General features: G+C 40.5%; 13 protein-coding genes. 4 read left to right on the forward strand and 9 right to left on the reverse strand.

Annotated features, from left to right (window positions below):
• Window positions 1-12: 12 nt before the first annotated feature.
• Window positions 13-3,267, reverse strand: coding sequence for an efflux RND transporter permease subunit (locus A5N88_RS21230; protein WP_066269760.1), 3,255 nt, complete (start codon window positions 3,265-3,267; stop codon window positions 13-15).
• A gap of 442 nt (window positions 3,268-3,709) precedes the next feature.
• On the opposite strand from A5N88_RS21230, the gene A5N88_RS21235 reads away from it, so the two are divergent.
• Window positions 3,710-4,597 (forward strand): TetR/AcrR family transcriptional regulator, encoded by an 888-nt coding sequence (locus tag A5N88_RS21235; RefSeq protein WP_066269762.1) that lies wholly within the window; start codon window positions 3,710-3,712, stop codon window positions 4,595-4,597.
• Between the two features lie 87 nt (window positions 4,598-4,684).
• Here A5N88_RS21235 and A5N88_RS25235 read toward each other — a convergent pair whose 3' ends face one another.
• The 5 genes from A5N88_RS25235 to A5N88_RS21255 all read right to left on the reverse strand — a co-directional run bounded on the left by A5N88_RS25235 (window position 4,685) and on the right by A5N88_RS21255 (window position 9,433).
• A complete protein-coding gene (locus A5N88_RS25235; protein ID WP_157090751.1) occupies window positions 4,685-4,831 on the reverse strand; it encodes a lmo0937 family membrane protein in 147 nt (48 codons plus the stop codon).
• A gap of 443 nt (window positions 4,832-5,274) precedes the next feature.
• On the reverse strand, window positions 5,275-5,598 hold the full coding sequence (locus A5N88_RS21240; RefSeq protein WP_066269763.1) for a thioredoxin family protein: 324 nt from the start codon (window positions 5,596-5,598) through the stop codon (window positions 5,275-5,277).
• 126 nt (window positions 5,599-5,724) lie between these two features.
• A complete protein-coding gene (locus A5N88_RS21245; protein WP_066269765.1) occupies window positions 5,725-6,789 on the reverse strand; it encodes a Ger(x)C family spore germination protein in 1,065 nt (354 codons plus the stop codon).
• The gene (locus A5N88_RS21250) at window positions 6,786-7,883 is read right to left on the reverse strand and encodes a GerAB/ArcD/ProY family transporter (protein ID WP_066269767.1); all 1,098 of its coding nucleotides are present in this window, start codon (window positions 7,881-7,883) and stop codon (window positions 6,786-6,788) included. Before A5N88_RS21250 ends, A5N88_RS21245 begins: the two co-directional genes overlap by 4 nt.
• Before the next feature lie 38 nt (window positions 7,884-7,921).
• On the reverse strand, window positions 7,922-9,433 hold the full coding sequence (locus A5N88_RS21255) for a spore germination protein (protein ID WP_066269769.1): 1,512 nt from the start codon (window positions 9,431-9,433) through the stop codon (window positions 7,922-7,924).
• Between the two features lie 157 nt (window positions 9,434-9,590).
• Between A5N88_RS21255 and lepB the strand changes: the two genes are divergently transcribed.
• Window positions 9,591-10,130, forward strand: a complete 540-nt coding sequence (lepB, locus tag A5N88_RS21260; protein ID WP_066269771.1) for a signal peptidase I — start codon at window positions 9,591-9,593, stop codon at window positions 10,128-10,130.
• A 128-nt stretch (window positions 10,131-10,258) separates the two neighbouring features.
• Here lepB and A5N88_RS21265 read toward each other — a convergent pair whose 3' ends face one another.
• Window positions 10,259-10,600: a spore coat protein gene (locus A5N88_RS21265; protein WP_066269772.1), complete on the reverse strand. Its 342-nt coding sequence runs from the start codon at window positions 10,598-10,600 to the stop codon at window positions 10,259-10,261.
• A 19-nt stretch (window positions 10,601-10,619) separates the two neighbouring features.
• Window positions 10,620-10,898, reverse strand: a complete 279-nt coding sequence (locus A5N88_RS21270; RefSeq protein WP_066269773.1) for a hypothetical protein — start codon at window positions 10,896-10,898, stop codon at window positions 10,620-10,622.
• A gap of 571 nt (window positions 10,899-11,469) precedes the next feature.
• On the opposite strand from A5N88_RS21270, the gene A5N88_RS21275 reads away from it, so the two are divergent.
• Window positions 11,470-12,387: a proline dehydrogenase family protein gene (locus A5N88_RS21275; RefSeq protein WP_066269775.1), complete on the forward strand. Its 918-nt coding sequence runs from the start codon at window positions 11,470-11,472 to the stop codon at window positions 12,385-12,387.
• Window positions 12,388-12,689: 302 nt separating this feature from the next.
• On the opposite strand, the gene A5N88_RS24515 is transcribed toward A5N88_RS21275, so the two are convergent.
• Window positions 12,690-12,824 (reverse strand): YuzL family protein, encoded by a 135-nt coding sequence (locus tag A5N88_RS24515; protein WP_083953247.1) that lies wholly within the window; start codon window positions 12,822-12,824, stop codon window positions 12,690-12,692.
• 200 nt (window positions 12,825-13,024) lie between these two features.
• Here A5N88_RS24515 and A5N88_RS21280 point away from each other — a divergent pair, with 200 nt between their 5' ends.
• Window positions 13,025-15,448, forward strand: a complete 2,424-nt coding sequence (locus A5N88_RS21280) for a 3-hydroxyacyl-CoA dehydrogenase/enoyl-CoA hydratase family protein (protein WP_066269777.1) — start codon at window positions 13,025-13,027, stop codon at window positions 15,446-15,448.
• The last annotated feature ends 81 nt before the right edge of the window (window positions 15,449-15,529 follow it).

The following is a 15,529-nucleotide window of genomic DNA, read 5'->3' on the forward strand; positions in this document are numbered from 1 at the left end:
GCGCCTATCTTGTTACGATTCTTTCCTGCTGCTCTTTCTTGTAAACTTCATAAAAAACTCATACACCACAGGAACGATTAACAATGTAAGCAGTGTAGAGCTGGCAAGACCGCCAATAACGGTGACGCCCATGCCTTTTGAAATCAATCCTCCGCCTTCAAACCCGAATGCCAATGGGAGTAATGCCCCGATCGTAGCAATAGCAGTCATAAGAATTGGACGAAGACGGGTTGCGCCCGCTTCAAGCAATGCTTCCCTTGTTGTGAATCCTTCTCTTTCTTTATGGATTACACGGTCAATTAATACAATGGCATTGGTCACAACAATTCCAATCAGCATAAGGGCGCCGATCATGGATGTCACGCTGAGTGTTTCATGAGTAATCCATAGTGCCACAAGTCCGCCAATGATAGCGAAAGGCAGGGAGAATAAAACGGCAAGTGGTGCCAATGCTCCGCCAAATGTAATGACAAGGATAAGATAAACAATGGCCACTGCTGCGAGCATGGCTAAGCCGAGATTTGTAAAGGAATCTTTGATATCCTTTGTCACACCGCCCATTGATACTTGAACGTTTTTAGGGATATCTGTTTTATCAATCGCTTTTTGTACATCTTTTGATACCTTTGATACATCACCTTGGCCGACTGTTCCGGTTACGCTTGCGTACATCTTTCCGTCCTGACGGGAAATTGTATCAGGTGTATCGCCGGTTTTTACTGTGACGACCTTGTTTAACGGTACTTCACTTCCTAAAGCGGTCTTGATTTTTGTATTGGTTAAATCATTTACATTTGTATAGCTGCTTTTGTCCGCTTGAACATAAACATCTATATCTTTACCATTTATTTTAAGGGTTGTCAGTGCGGGATTATTGCCTGATTGGTTTAATCCCATGGCGATTTGTCCAGCTGTCAGCCCAAGCTTGCTGAGCTTGCTTTGATCAGCCTCAAGTGTATATTCCTGATAGGTTTTAGAAAGACTTGAATCTACGTTTTTTAAATTCTTAACGTCTTTCATATTGTTTTCTAGCTTTTCAACGACTGGTTTAATTTGATCGATATCGTCACCGTATACCGATACGGTTATTTGATTGCTGCTGCCTGAGGATGAGAAATCCTGAGACTTCCAGGTTCCCTTATTCGTCATGCTTTGTAGATCTTTTATGACTTTGTCAGGCTCTTTATCAAAGTTTTTGGCATCCTTGTTGTATACAGCATAGAACACCGCTGATTGGTCGTTTCCTCCAAATGGGCTTTTTCCAATGGAGTACTGGATATTTTGGACGCCTTTCCGATGAAGGAAATAGTCATCTGCTTTGGAAGCAACGGTTTCAACATCCTGTTGTGTTTCACCTGGATTCGGATTAAAGGTCGCCATAACCGTTTTTTGTTGGTCATTGGATATAAAGCTGACACCGATGAATGGCACTAAAAAGAAGCTCCCTATCAACAGCAGAACGGCTAATCCAAACGTGATCAGCTTATGGTTCAAGGACCAGTTTAACGCCTTTTTATAGGCACCGGCAAGCCTTCCTGCTGCTGGTTCTTTTTCATGCTGGCTTTTTTTCTTTATTTCTTTTTTAAATAAGGAATCCGCAAACATTGGTACAACGGTAACAGCTACGACAAGGGACGCTAATAGCGAGAATACGAGTGTTAAGGCAAAAGGTAGAAACAGCTGTCCGACCATTCCCTGCACTAAACCAAGCGGCAGAAAGACCGCGACGGTTACAATAGTGGAGGAAGCAATAGGACGGAACATTTCCTTTGTTGCTTCTCGGATTAAATCTTTTCCTCTTAATGGTTCATTTGAATCAGACATGCGCCTATAGATATTTTCTATGACGACAATGGAATCGTCGACTACCCGTCCTATAGCGACTGTCATAGCGCCCAGGGTCATAATATTCAGCGAAATATCCATTTGCTTAAGGATGAGGACGCCGATTAATAGAGAAAGCGGAATCGATATGACTGAAATAATGGTAGACCGGATGTTTCTAAGGAAAATCAGGATAATTAAAACGGCAAAGATTGCACCGATGATGGCTTTTGTCAGCATCGTTTGGACAGAATCCTTGATTGGTGTAGCCTGATCTAAAATGGTCGATACCGTTAATCCCGGGTGGGTCTTTTTCAATTTGCTTACTTCATCATTTATATTGTTGGCAACATCAACGGTATTCGCATCTTGGGATTTCGTAATTTCAATCCCGATGGATTCTTGGCCGTTTGTTTTTGAAATAGATTCATGCTTGCCTACCAGGACAATGTTTGCCAAATCCTTTAATTTAACGGTAGGAAGGTTTACATTAGCAGCTTGAGAACTGCCGGCTTGAGTATTTGCTGTACTAGATTGAGCGTGGGACTGACTTTGATACTGAGCACCTGCACCCTGGCTTTGAGAACCTTGTCTGCCTGTCATTTGTCCGCTCTGACTTGCTTGGCTTTGTGACTGCATGCCTCCTTGAGCCTGGGAGGATTGACTGCCTCCAGCAGCACCCATTGACGGAGTCTGTTTTGGTGTATAAGGAATTTCAATATTTTTAAAATCGTCCAGGGACTTTATATTTCCATCAATGACAACAGATTTATTTTTGTTGCCAAAATTAATCAACCCAAGGGGAACGGATACATCAGAACCCTGAATCAATTGTTTAATTGTGTCTTCAGACAGGCCGTACTTATTCAGTTTATCCTGGTTAAAGGTAAGGTCCACTTCTTGCACATACTGACCTGATGCCTGTACCTGGGAAACCCCTTCAATTCCCTCCAAGTCCGGAATTACATCCTCAGTAGCTGTTTGCGTCAGTTCAGCCAATGATTGATGTTTATTGGACAGGCTTAAGGAAAGGATTGGAAAATCATTAATATTAAAACGTGAAACGGTTGGAGTCTTTACGTTGTCCGGAAGATTGACAGATGTTAAGGCATCCTTTACTTCGTTTTGTGCTTTATCCATATCTTTATTGTAGTTGTATTGAATTTGGATAGTAGAAGCATTTTGCATGGAGGTCGAACTCACTGTATCCACGCCTGGAAGATTTTTAATTTGCTGCTCTATTGGCTTTGTTACGTCTTCCGCTACCTGATTCGGTGTTGCACCAGGGTAGGTGGTGGTAATCGTAATAATAGGTGCATTAATATTAGGGAGGGTTTCCATTTTCATATTTATCCCTGCATAAATGCCTGCTATTGTGACGATCAGTGTAATCAGCCAAATGGCAAACTTGTTTTTCAAGCAAAAGTTAATGATAGCGTTCAATAGATTCTCGCTCCTTTTCCAGCAACCGAAAGGGTAGCTGCTTTGTGTTTCATGTAATGCTTTCTTAAAAAATTACCCCATTTTGACGGCAATGTTGTAAGCCGCTTTTTCCTGGCAGTCCTTCGGTGACCCTAAAAGAAAAGTGGATATGTAATAAAGACTAGGTAAAAGATAAGTTTGACTGACTGGTCATTACCTTTTAAAATATAACTGACTGGTCATATCATTTCAAGAAATAAGTATTTGTTTTATATAAATTTTTTATGAAGTCATATCATCGCAGGAATGGACTTGTATACACTTTTGTTTTTTGGATTTCTAAATAGAAGATACAAAGGGACTTTATGGGGGTGCGAAACGAGATGTATGCGCATGCCCATGCCCATCCTGCAGCCTGAATCATACTCTTAAAGTGGTATGTACGATTGGGAGGTGAAAAAGGATGAAACAAAAAAAAATTGAGCTATTGGAAACAGCGATTAAGCTATTTGCTGAAAAAGGCTTTCAGTCAACTTCTGTGCAGGATATTGTAACAGAGTATGGCATTTCAAAGGGAGCATTTTATACTTATTTTTCATCCAAAGAAGAGCTTTTACTTGCTATTTTTGATTATTACTACGCGATTCTGCGCTCGAAAATAGTGAAAATAAGCGAAACGGAATTGGCACCCCGCGATAAAATGAAAGAACAAATTAAGGCGCAATTTGAATTTTTTATACAGCATCGGGATTTTATCGTTATGCACATACGTGAGCAAAATCATTCCATTAATAAAGAGCTGCGAGAATATTTACAGAAAAATATTGCAGAGACGATAAAATGGTATGAAAGCCACTTAATGATGATATATGGTGATAAAATCAGACCCTTTATTGGAGATGTTATTCTTTCTTTGGACGGAATTCGAAATTCATATTTAAGAGTAACGATCTTTCAGGGAATCCAACTCAATGTTGACAGACTGTCTGAGTTCATTATGAAAAGAATTGATGAGTTGGTAGTATCCTTTTTGGAGAAAGGGGAGGAGCCGATAATCGGTTCAAACGGGATCGATGCCTTCTTCCAAACGAGCTGTAAAGAAAATAGCAATCCGGAGGAAGAAGTAGTGCATATCTTAAAAGAAATGAAATCGATATTAGAACAGCTGCCCTTAAAGGCGGAAAAGCAGCAGGAGCTGATGGATGCCGCTGATTTCCTGTTAAACGAAGCTGCTAGTATGCCTATTAAAAAATACGTATTTCAGGGACTGTTAACAAACTTTAAAGGAATAAAAGAACTGGAAGAGCAAAGACAGAAAATCGGAGGCCTTCTGGGAATAAAGCTTTTGTAAGAGTTTGAAATGGAAAAAGCAGGGCCAAGGGCCCTGCTTTTTTTGTGGAAAGTATAAAATTTTTACTCTTTTTTCTTATTTGACCTGCTATGATCGTCTTCGACCTGTTACAAGGTTAATGATGAAGACAATGATAGCAATAACCAGCAGGATGTGAATTAATCCGCCTGCAATGTGAAGGGAAAATCCTAAAATCCAAAGTATAAGCAAAATACCAATTATAGTCCAAAGCATGTATTTTCACCTTTCTTTCTGTTTATTTGCTTTACTTACTGATAGATTACCCCAAAATTTAAAAAGCAAACAAGTTAGTCATCATTTAATCCATTTTTCTCATGATAAAATGGAAAAGTGAGAATATACTTTGAATATTAATTGGCAGAAATTAGAGGAGAAAAGATGACAGACTGAACTCTGTATAAATAATAAACCCGGCTCTTGCCGGGTTTATTGAGGATTAGCCTATAAAATTTTTATGAACGGCCTCGCTATGATTCCTTTATCTCAGTCATGAACAAGGGGCTTCCCCATTTCATTGTCCAGCTCCAGCGCCTATCGGATTTCTGCGTCTTTTCCCTACGATAAGGAAACATCAGCTCGTTCCTCACTGTGTTTCCTTTATCTCAGTCAAAGACTACGGAATCCGTACGCCGATGAACAAGGCGCTTCCGCATTTTTTAGTTAGATTTTACTAATTCTAAAAAATCCTTCACTTGTTCAGGTGATTTTGCATTTGCACTGTGTAAATGTGCTTTCTTTTCACCGTCCTGGAAAATGAGAAGGCTCGGAATCCCCATTACCTGGTTCTCTTTTGCCACCTCAGGGAATTGATCGGTATTCATTTCGAACCACTTGTACTCTTGATGTTCTTTTATTACATCATCAATGAACATGTCCATTACCTTGCAATCCGGGCACCAATCAGCAAAAAACTTTATGATGACTGGCTCTGATTGAGAAATGAGTTCTTGATATGTTTCGGTTTTTTTAATTTCTTCCACTCTATACCACCTCGTGTTATTAAAACTATAATTGTATTGTAGTCATTCTTCCTGTGTAATTCAATGTTTCTGCTTGCTTATAGAATAGAAAGTGAATGTTGTTATAAAAAGCGCTTAGAAATGAACTTACTCCACCGTACCGCTTTCCATGATAATAACCTTTGGTTTCACCTTAAATTTAACGTTTGGATATTCGTCCCTCCACTTGCTCCAGTTAAAATGGCGCGTAACGCTTTGAACGCGTTCGCCAATGCCTACAGGATCAATATGATTTTTTTGAAATTGCTTTAGCATGCTCAGCGTTTCTTTTTTTATTATCTTTTCAAATTTTTCTCTAATGACGTTTTCTTTTTTCATGTCTAGATGATTACCAGTAAATTCACGAATTACTCCATTAACTTTTACTTCAATTGTTACCTCTGTCGGATGTTTATGAGTATTCACCTTTATTTTATTGGTGGAGCTGATACTTCTGACGACTGCTTCATCCCCATCTAATTTAATGGTTTCGCTGCCTTCACTGTATTTATCCACCAGGATTTTAAAGAAAAACATTTTTTCTTCGCCAATTTTTTGAACTAATCTTTTATTATTAAAAAGGCCCATCCCGCTGATTTCCAATTCCGTATTGTTTACCTTTCTAATAATGGGCAGATAAGTCGTTCTTCCTTTGGAATATAAATAGGAAGCGAAGAGGTGGAGATTCTGCCTTGGAACATCCCTGTATTTCATGTTATGGTCCATCAGGCTTTTAATGTAGACCCCATTCCCTTCCATTCCGTATTTTCCCTGAAGAACTTCTTCGGCGGTACCATCCACGACAGCCAAATCAATTCTTGACCCAATATTAGGATCGCGCTGCAAGGAATCAATCAGATGGAAAAACCCCTCTTTCGCAAGTTTTTTTCCGAATAATACAACCTCCAGGCTTCCTGTAACAAGAGGCTGATTGGACTGCCTTTCAAGCTTGGATAATAAATCACGGCTGACCTTGGCCGATTCAACAATCGTGACATTATTGACACTTTTATCCGGCAGAAATTGAGGATAAAGAACGGTACCCTTAATACGGTTACCTTCTAGTAAATCAAAGCCCAGACCAGTCTCGACATTCACTTCATCAATAATTTGCTGCTGGACACATCCTGTAAGCAAAAGGAAGCACAAAAGGATGAGAGAAAATGATTTCATTGCATTTTTTTCCCCCTTTTCAGCTTATTCACAAGCAGTAATATTACGGTTAGGAGTGGAATGTAGAAATAATCCAATAAAAAACTGACTCCTCCAACAATGGTATTTAAATTGTCAATTTGCCCTCGTGTTTTAAAAAATATCATGATAATAAGCGCCAAAACGGATATTAAAATGACTCCTATTCGCTGGTTCAGTTTGATGGTTCTCTTAAAAATGCGGGTGGCACACCAAAGTGCAAGGCAGACATTTGGAAGAATGATCAGGCACCAGTTGGCAATGCCAATGTATTCAAACCTTTCTGCTACAGGCAAATGAACAATTTTAAAGGTGGTTAATGTGGCCCAAATATCTTTGGAGAGCTGTTCCTCAGTATAAAAAGAAAAAGAAACAAATACAGTGTACAAATATAAAATCATGGTAAAAATCAGTCCGAAGTGTGTCCATTTCTTTGATTTCTCTGGATTCTTTATAAAAGGATAGAAAAAGACAAAAATTTCATATCCTGAATAGGATAAAGACATACTTTGTGAAGCACTCAAAATCTTGGAAAAAGAGTGGTCCAATATCGGTAAAAAATGAAAGAAATCTGCAAACTGGAGGGCAAGCCCAAATATTATCGTTATATATAATGGAAGGACGAAGGCAAAAAATGCAATCCCTGTTACTGTCCGAAATCCTCCATAAATGATATAAATGCACAGAAGGAGAAAGGCTGCCCCAAACCAGAAGGTGCTGAAATCCGGAAACATCCATACCTGAACGATTTCGATATACGTTTTTAGAATGGTGATAAGAAGTGCGATGAAGTAAAACCCAAAAACAATACTGACCAGTGATCCCAGCCATTTTCCAAAAAGGTCACGATGAACGTCAATTAAATCGCCATTGCTGTTTTCCATAAGCTTATACATGAACCACATAATGATATTGGAACTGACACCTGCAATAATCACCGATATCCAAGAATCGTAGCCGGCAATACGGGCTATGATACGCTGAAACCCCAAAATTCCCACACCGACTTGCATGGAAACCATTAAATAAAAGGTGAGGAAATGTGAAACTTTAAGATTTTCCGGAATGGGCTTCAAGGTATCACCTCCAATATGGGCATTCTTCTATATCTGGATTACTCATCTATGTCTTTCTTAATCTTTCCGTCTTTTTTAGGAAACCGCCGAGTCTTTTCTGTTCGTAAATATTGCGGCCGTAGTGATTGTTTGTTGAAACCAAGCCTTACAATGGTATCCTTCAAATCGATGACGCGTGGAGGATAGAGCGGCTCGAGAAATGGACGGCCAAGAGAGGTCAGCCTCAATAAATGTGTCATCAGAATGCAAAAACAAAAGACAATTCCAAGAAGTCCCCAAAGCTCAGCAAAAAACAAAAAGGGGAAACGCAAAAGCCTGATCGTATTACCAATTTTATATACAGGGGTGGTAAAGGAGGCCAGTGCTGCAAGGGCAACCAGAATGAGCAGCACATTGCTCGTGAATCCTGCTTCAACAGAAGCAGTCCCAATTACGATACCGCCCACGATACCGATCGTCTGGCCGATTTTCGTCGGCAATCGGGCGCCGGCTTCCCGGAGGAGCTCAATAGTCCCTTCCAGAACAACTGCTTCTAAGATCGGTGGAAACGGAACTCCTTGCCTAGAGCTGATAAGAGTAGCCATCAGGTCCCTTGGAATTAAATGATAGTGGTAGGTAAGCGCAGCTACATATAACGGTGTTACCAGGATGGAGAAAACAACCGAGAATATCCGCAGAAGCCGGAATACAGTAGCAATAATCCAATTCAGATAATAATCTTCAAAGGAACCAAAGAACTCCACCAGCGTGGTGGGACCAATCAAGGCATGTGGAGAGCCATCTACAAGCATGATAAGTTTTCCCTGGGTAAGAACTCCGGCTGCCCGGTCTGGCCTTTCTGTATCAAGAAATTGAGGGAAAGGAGAATTGTGATTATCCGCCATCAGCTGTTCGATAAAGGAGCTGTCACTAATTTCGTCAAAGTCAATATCCTGCAGTCGCTGCTTAACGGTATTCACATTTTCTTCATTGGCAATTCCATCAATATACAGCAAGGCTACCTTGGTTTTTGAGAGAGTGCCAAGTGTAAAATCTTTTATAATTAATTCCTTAATGGGAAGCCTTTTGCGAATCAGGTTTAAGTTTTGATCCAGTGTTTCAATAAATGCTTCTTTAGGGCCAATTACACTAAACTCAATTTCCGGTGCGGAGATAGATCTGCTTACCTCTTTTTGTGCAGCAATAAAGACATACTTATCACTTTCTTGTGTAGAGCGCAGAAGGACATATCCATTAAACATTTTCTGTTCAATTATAGATGGATCTGTGCTAACTTCCACGTCTGCAATAGGAAGAATGGACTTGACATCATTCAGGCCGCTGAATTCTCCCTCCAATAAGTAAGGCAGGACATCCTTCTGAAGGATATTTTCATCAATAATCGTAGAAACAAATTTCAGAGAAAAGGAAAATTTCATTTTTGTATTAGTAAAGAATTCTTCCTTTATATCATCTGAAGCTGGTTTGTCCTCCATTGAGACCTGTGCGCCAGGACTTGGATTGGTATTCGCCTGTTTCTGCTTTTTTTTCCTCTTAAAAATATTCATCATTCTTCCCCCGGTGCCTGGCATGAATAGTGATTTGTCCATATCTTTTCCAAATAGACCGGAATTATGTAAGGTGTCTCTTAATGGTGAAAACAGCATGAATGAGATGGAATCAGAATAAGTTTAAAGAAAGGACATTAGAAGACTTGGAGGGGGTTCAATGAAAAGGAGAAGGCTCTTAACAAGGGGATTGAAGATAGTATTACTTCTGCTTTGTGCACTGGCAGCTATAGGTGTATGCTTCTTTTCACCCTATATTGTAGAGGGGGAGTCTATGCAAACTACGCTGTTTAATGGAGATCATATGCTGGCAAATAAAGAGGTATATAAGCTTGAAAAGCCGCAAAGAGGAGATATTGTTATCATTAAAGATACAATCCATAAAGTTAATTACGTTAAGCGTTTAATTGGATTGCCAGGTGATAAGATTCAAATCAAAAAAGGGTATCTTTTTGTGAATGGAAAAAAGGAAGCCGAAAATTATCTAGTTAAAAATCGAATGGAAGCACGTAAAAAAGGGGAGATATTAAATCAGGATTTTGGACCGATTACGGTGCCTGCAGGCAAATTTTTTGTTATGGGGGATAACCGTCTGAAAAGCATGGACAGCCGCAATGGTCTCGGTTTGTTTCCTGCGAGTGCCATTGTGGCAAGGTGTGACTTGATTTATTATCCTTTAAAGGATTTTAAAATAGAGTAATTTGAGCACCAAAATGGGTACAGGAAATTCTCTAACCCATTTCGGTGCTCTCAGTTTGTATTCGGCCTTATCTTAGTCGAAGCCTTTTAAATCCGTACGCCGATGAGCAAGGCGCTTCCGCTTTTCTTTCAATGTGTTTGATTTCCGTATGGAAATTGAGAGGAGTATGCCTGATGCTGCTGGTAAGCCTGCTGGATTTTTTGCTGCTCCGCAGCCTCGAGCTTGTACCAGCCATTATGGAACATAAGATTATAGAGCTCGCGCTGCTCATTATGTGTTTCTGTATAAATAGAAAGCAGATCCTGATAAAGGGCGGAGTGACTGGCTTCATTTAGGGCGGTGTTATAGGAAGCTGTCATATACTTTTCCATAGCCAGTAAATCGTTCGCAAGATCCCGATCATTCATGCGGGGAGTTTCTGGTATGGAAGTTTTGGAATTTTGAATTTTGGGTGCATTTTGATTTTGCATAGTAGTACCTCCTGTTCCGTTACATCATTTGTTGAGTGTTTTGTGTTGGCTGATTTGTATTCAAATGTCCTAAAATTTGTTGATAATGCTGCTGATGCATTTGTCCGCATTTTTCAAAGGCGCTTCTTAATGAAGCATCCTGGCAGTGCTCTGCTGCAAAATGAGCCTTTTTCATAGCAAGCAGATTCCAGGAAAGCATGTCATTTAAATAAGATAAATCTTTTGTAGTCAGCACCTGCGGAGGCTCATGATAAGCATGAGCAGGATTTTGACTAGTTTGTTGGTGTTGTTGTTCCATGTCCATATTACCTCCAGTCATGATCTGTGTGTGCAGTCCTTTTTTAAAGGATAAGCGTATGAAATTATATAAGTAGTATCTATCTAGCTCCAGCGCCTATCGGCTAGTGGATTTCTGCGTCTCCTCCCTGCGATAAGTCAACATCATCTCGTCCCTCGCTGTGTTTTCTTTATCTCAGTCGAAGACTACGGAATCCATACGCCGATGAGCAAGGCGCTTGCGCTTTTCATTGTCTAGCTCCAGCGCCTATCGGCTAGTGGATTTTTGCGTCTCCTCCCTGCGATAAGTCAACATCATCTCGTCCCTCGCTGTGTTTTCTTTATCTCAGTCGAAGACTTCGGAATCCATACGCCGATGAGCAAGTCGCTTGCGCTTTTCTTAGTGTGCCAATATTGAAATGGCATTATCCATGAAAAACGACAAATATTGACGGGTTTCCTTATAAAATGCCTATTCAAAAAAGGTTTTCCGTGATAATATATGAATGTAATTTCTGTATTTTTATAAAAAAATGACAGTAAGCGGTTCCATAAAGAATGATAAGTTTACTTCAAAGGGGAGAGGGCAAGAAATGGAACAATTAATGCGTAATTTTTTCTTGTTTTTAGCAAAAAATCGATTTTTCACTAATATGGCCAAAAGGTACGGCCTGCGATTTGGAGCAGCGCGTTTTGTTGCGGGGGAAAATATTGAGCAGACTGTTAAGGTTATAAAAGAATTTAACCGTAAAGGCTTGCTGATTACAGTGGACTACTTAGGGGAATTTGTAGATAACGAAGCAGAAGCGAACGAAATGGCGGATAATGCTATTAGAACCATTGAGGCAATTGGCAGAGAACGATTAGATTCCCAGGTTTCATTAAAGCTTACATCAATGGGAATGGATATTTCCGACGAACTTGTGATGAATAATATGCGCCGTATCATGGATGCTGCCAAGCAGAATAATGTCTTTATTACAATTGATATGGAAGACCATGCAAGAACAGAAAAAACACTTGAAATCTTTAAAAACCTTAAGACGGAATATGATAATATTGGAACCGTTATCCAGGCTTATTTGTACCGTACAGAAAAGGATATTGAGGAACTAAATCAATTTTCCCCAAATCTGCGCCTTGTCAAAGGGGCTTATAAGGAGCCTGCCACTGTTGCATTTCCGGACAAAAAGGATGTAGATGAAAACTATAAAAAAATTATTAAGATGCACCTTTTAAATGGAAACTATACTGCAATAGCTACGCATGATGAACAAATTATTGAGTATACCAAGCAGCTTGTAAAAGAATACAATATCCCGAATGACCAATATGAATTTCAGATGCTGTTTGGGATCCGCCCAGAGCGTCAGCTGGAGCTTATCAAAGAAGGATATAAAATGCGTGTGTATATTCCTTATGGAACAGACTGGTATGGATACTTTATGCGCCGCTTGGCGGAACGCCCTGCAAACGTTGCCTTTGTTCTAAAAGGTGTTCTCGGAAAATAATGTAAACGCCCCCTGCATTACTGTGTTTTGCAGGGGGTTTTTGTATTTTATAATGGAAAAGGTGCTGAAGGCGGTGTCCTGTCATAACTAATGGACCTCAGTGAAGGTTAAAAGGCGACCCTTTCTCTCCGGCTCTCCTAATGCTAGGCGCCGATAAACGGGCGTCTTCGGCTTTTCTATTGTCCAGCTCCAGACGCCATCGGCTCGAGGTCATAAGTCAATCCGTCCGAGAGGTTAAATACCAAACCTCTCAGCCGGCTCACCTTATGCTGGTCGCCGATAAGCAGGCGTCTTCCGCTTTTCTAGTGTTTTTTGTACTGGTTGTTTTGGCTGTTTACCTTGCCTCCGCCGTCATTTTCTACGGTTGGACCTGCATTTCCTTTTACGCTGGCAGCACTGACGCCTGCTTTAGAAGGATTTTTCTTCATTCGTGCCATCTGTTTCACCCCCCAGATTTAATTCGTAATTAGCATTCCCGGCTGGCAGGGTGAATATTTAAGAAAAGCCGCAGAGTCTGTTCTTTAAATTTTTAAAAAATTTCCGATTTTCGAAGACGAAAGCATTGCTATATTGAGAAAATTCATTTATATTTAGTATAGTAAGCTCATTCGTGAGATTTTTTTTGGCAGTAAAATGAATGAGTATTCATTCAAAGTTGTCGAAGGGGGAAATAGCATTGAGTTACAGCATTAAAAAAGCAGCTGTTTTAGGGTCAGGAGTCATGGGATCCGGTATAGCTGCCCATTTGGCCAATATTGGCATTCCAACCTTGCTATTGGATATCGTGCCTAGGGAATTAACACCAGAGGAACAAGCCAAAGGGTTAGCATTAGAAGATAAAGCTGTGCGAAATCGATTGAGCTCTCAGGCTTTACAGGGGTTATTGAAACAAAAGCCTGCGCCGCTTACAAAAAAAGATAATTTAGCCTTGATTGAGGCTGGAAATATGGAAGACGATTTAAAAAGGCTTTCGGATGTAGACTGGATCATTGAAGTAGTCGTCGAAAGATTAGATATTAAACAGCAGGTTTTTGCAAAAATAGATCAGTACCGGAAGCCTGGCAGTATTGTCAGCTCCAACACCTCAGGTATTTCTGTAGAAGCGATGGCAGAAGGCCGCTCAGAAGACTTCCAGAAGCATTTCCTTGGAACTCATTTCTTCAATCCTCCAAGATATTTAAAGCTTCTTGAAGTGATTCCAACGAAACAAACCGATGCCAAGGTTCTTGAGTTTATGAAGGTATTCGGTGAAGATGTACTTGGAAAAGGAGTGGTTCTTGCGAAAGATACTCCTAACTTTATCGGAAACCGGATTGGTACCTATGGGCTCTTGGTAGCCGTTGATATTATGAAGAAAGGCGGATACAGCGTAGGGGAAGTGGACTCTGTAACGGGACCCCTGATCGGCCGTCCAAAAAGTGCCACCTTCCGGACATTGGATGTAGTGGGTCTTGATACATTTATCCATGTTGCCAATAATGTGTACGACAAAGTGGAGGGGGAGGAAAAGAAAGCTTTTGAAGTCCCTTCCTTTATGAAAAAAATGCTTGAAAATGGCTGGCTTGGCAGTAAATCGGGACAGGGCTTTTTCCTTAAAAAGGGCAAGGAAATATTGGAGCTTGATCCTGAAACGTTCGAATATATAGAAAGAAAAAAATTAAAAGCTCCATCGTTAGAGCTTGCAAAGCAGGTAAAAGGGACAGCTAACAAAATGAAAGCGCTTGTTTATGCGGAGGATAAGGCAGGATCCTTGCTTTGGAACATAATGGCACCTGTTTTCGTTTACTCAGCTGAATTAACGGGCGTTATCGCAGATGACATCGTTTCCATTGACAGAGCGATGAAATGGGGATTCGGCTGGAGCAAAGGCCCATTTGAAACATGGGATGCCATTGGAGTTGAAAAATCCGTTAAGAAAATGGAAGCTGAAGGTCTTAAAGTACCTGCATGGGTAAAAGAAATGCTGGATAAAGGCTTTACCTCCTTCTATAAGGAAGAAAACGGTACAGTCTTCTATTATCAAAACGGAGAGTATCATGCTGCAGCCCAAAATCCAAAGATCATTGATCTTGCTTCTTTGAAAAAACAAGGCAAAGTGATTAAAGAAAATACTGGTGCAAGCCTGATTGATGTTGGAGACGGTGTCGCATTGCTTGAGTTCCATTCAAAAAGCAATGCCATCGGAATTGACATCGTCCAAATGATTAATTTCTCTGTAGATGAAGTAGAGAAAAATTACAAAGGTCTTGTAATTGGAAATCAGGGCAAAAACTTCTGTGTCGGCGCAAACCTGGCCATGATGCTGATGGAAGCCCAGGATGATAATTTCTTTGAACTGGATATGGTCATACGCCAATTCCAAAATGCCATGATGAAAATTAAATACAGCTCCAAGCCGGTCGTTACAGCGCCTTTCCAAATGACTGTTGGAGGCGGAGCAGAGGTTTGCCTTCCGTCTGCACATATCCAGGCGACAATGGAAACGTACATGGGACTTGTAGAAGTAGGTGTCGGCCTTCTTCCTGGCGGCGGCGGAAATAAGGAGCTTTACATCAAGCATCTGAAAAATATGCCAAATGGTGTGGAATTTGATTTGCAGAAGGTTGCCAACAAAGTATTTGAGAGCATTGCTCTTGCAAAGGTTTCGATGTCAGGCGAGGAAGCCCGCCTTAATAATTTCTTAAGCGAAGCCGATGGCATCAGCGTAAATCCGGATCATCAGCTTTATGATGCCAAACAAGCGGTTTTAAATCTGCACGAAAGCGGCTACCACGCTCCAATTCGCAAGAAAGTTCCTGTAGTTGGGGAAACGGGCTATGCGACACTCCTACTCGGTGCACAATCCATGCTTCTGTCAGGCTATATTTCAGAGCATGATTTGAAAATTGCCAAGAAAGTGGCCTATGTGATCTCTGGAGGCAAGGTCCCTTATGGAACGGAAGTAGATGAGCAATACCTATTGGACCTTGAAAGAGAGGCCTTCCTTAGCCTAATTGCTGAGCCGAAAACACAGCAGCGCATGCAGTATATGCTTGTTAAAGGCAAACCGTTAAGAAACTAGGTATCTATTATAAGGTGTCTGTCTTTTTATCAGGCAAACACCTAAAAGAATTATTTTTATATAGAGTTTAATACATGATTC

Origin of the sequence: Heyndrickxia acidicola, from assembly GCF_001636425.1 — a bacterium.
Classification (GTDB): domain Bacteria; phylum Bacillota; class Bacilli; order Bacillales; family Bacillaceae_C; genus Bacillus_AE; species Bacillus_AE acidicola.

What these genes read in the sequence shown, in the direction of transcription:
- A5N88_RS21235 (WP_066269762.1), top strand. Translation starts at nt 3,710, where the DNA reads ATGAAACAAAAAAAAATTGAGCTATTGGAAACAGCGATTAAGCTATTT.
- A5N88_RS25235 (WP_157090751.1), bottom strand. Translation starts at nt 4,831, where the DNA reads ATGCTTTGGACTATAATTGGTATTTTGCTTATACTTTGGATTTTAGGA.
- A5N88_RS21245 (WP_066269765.1), bottom strand. Translation starts at nt 6,789, where the DNA reads ATGAAATCATTTTCTCTCATCCTTTTGTGCTTCCTTTTGCTTACAGGA.
- A5N88_RS21255 (WP_066269769.1), bottom strand. Translation starts at nt 9,433, where the DNA reads ATGATGAATATTTTTAAGAGGAAAAAAAAGCAGAAACAGGCGAATACC.
- lepB (WP_066269771.1), top strand. Translation starts at nt 9,591, where the DNA reads ATGAAAAGGAGAAGGCTCTTAACAAGGGGATTGAAGATAGTATTACTT.
- A5N88_RS21265 (WP_066269772.1), bottom strand. Translation starts at nt 10,600, where the DNA reads ATGCAAAATCAAAATGCACCCAAAATTCAAAATTCCAAAACTTCCATA.
- A5N88_RS21270 (WP_066269773.1), bottom strand. Translation starts at nt 10,898, where the DNA reads ATGGAACAACAACACCAACAAACTAGTCAAAATCCTGCTCATGCTTAT.
- A5N88_RS21275 (WP_066269775.1), top strand. Translation starts at nt 11,470, where the DNA reads ATGGAACAATTAATGCGTAATTTTTTCTTGTTTTTAGCAAAAAATCGA.
- A5N88_RS24515 (WP_083953247.1), bottom strand. Translation starts at nt 12,824, where the DNA reads ATGGCACGAATGAAGAAAAATCCTTCTAAAGCAGGCGTCAGTGCTGCC.
- A5N88_RS21280 (WP_066269777.1), top strand. Translation starts at nt 13,025, where the DNA reads ATGAGTATTCATTCAAAGTTGTCGAAGGGGGAAATAGCATTGAGTTAC.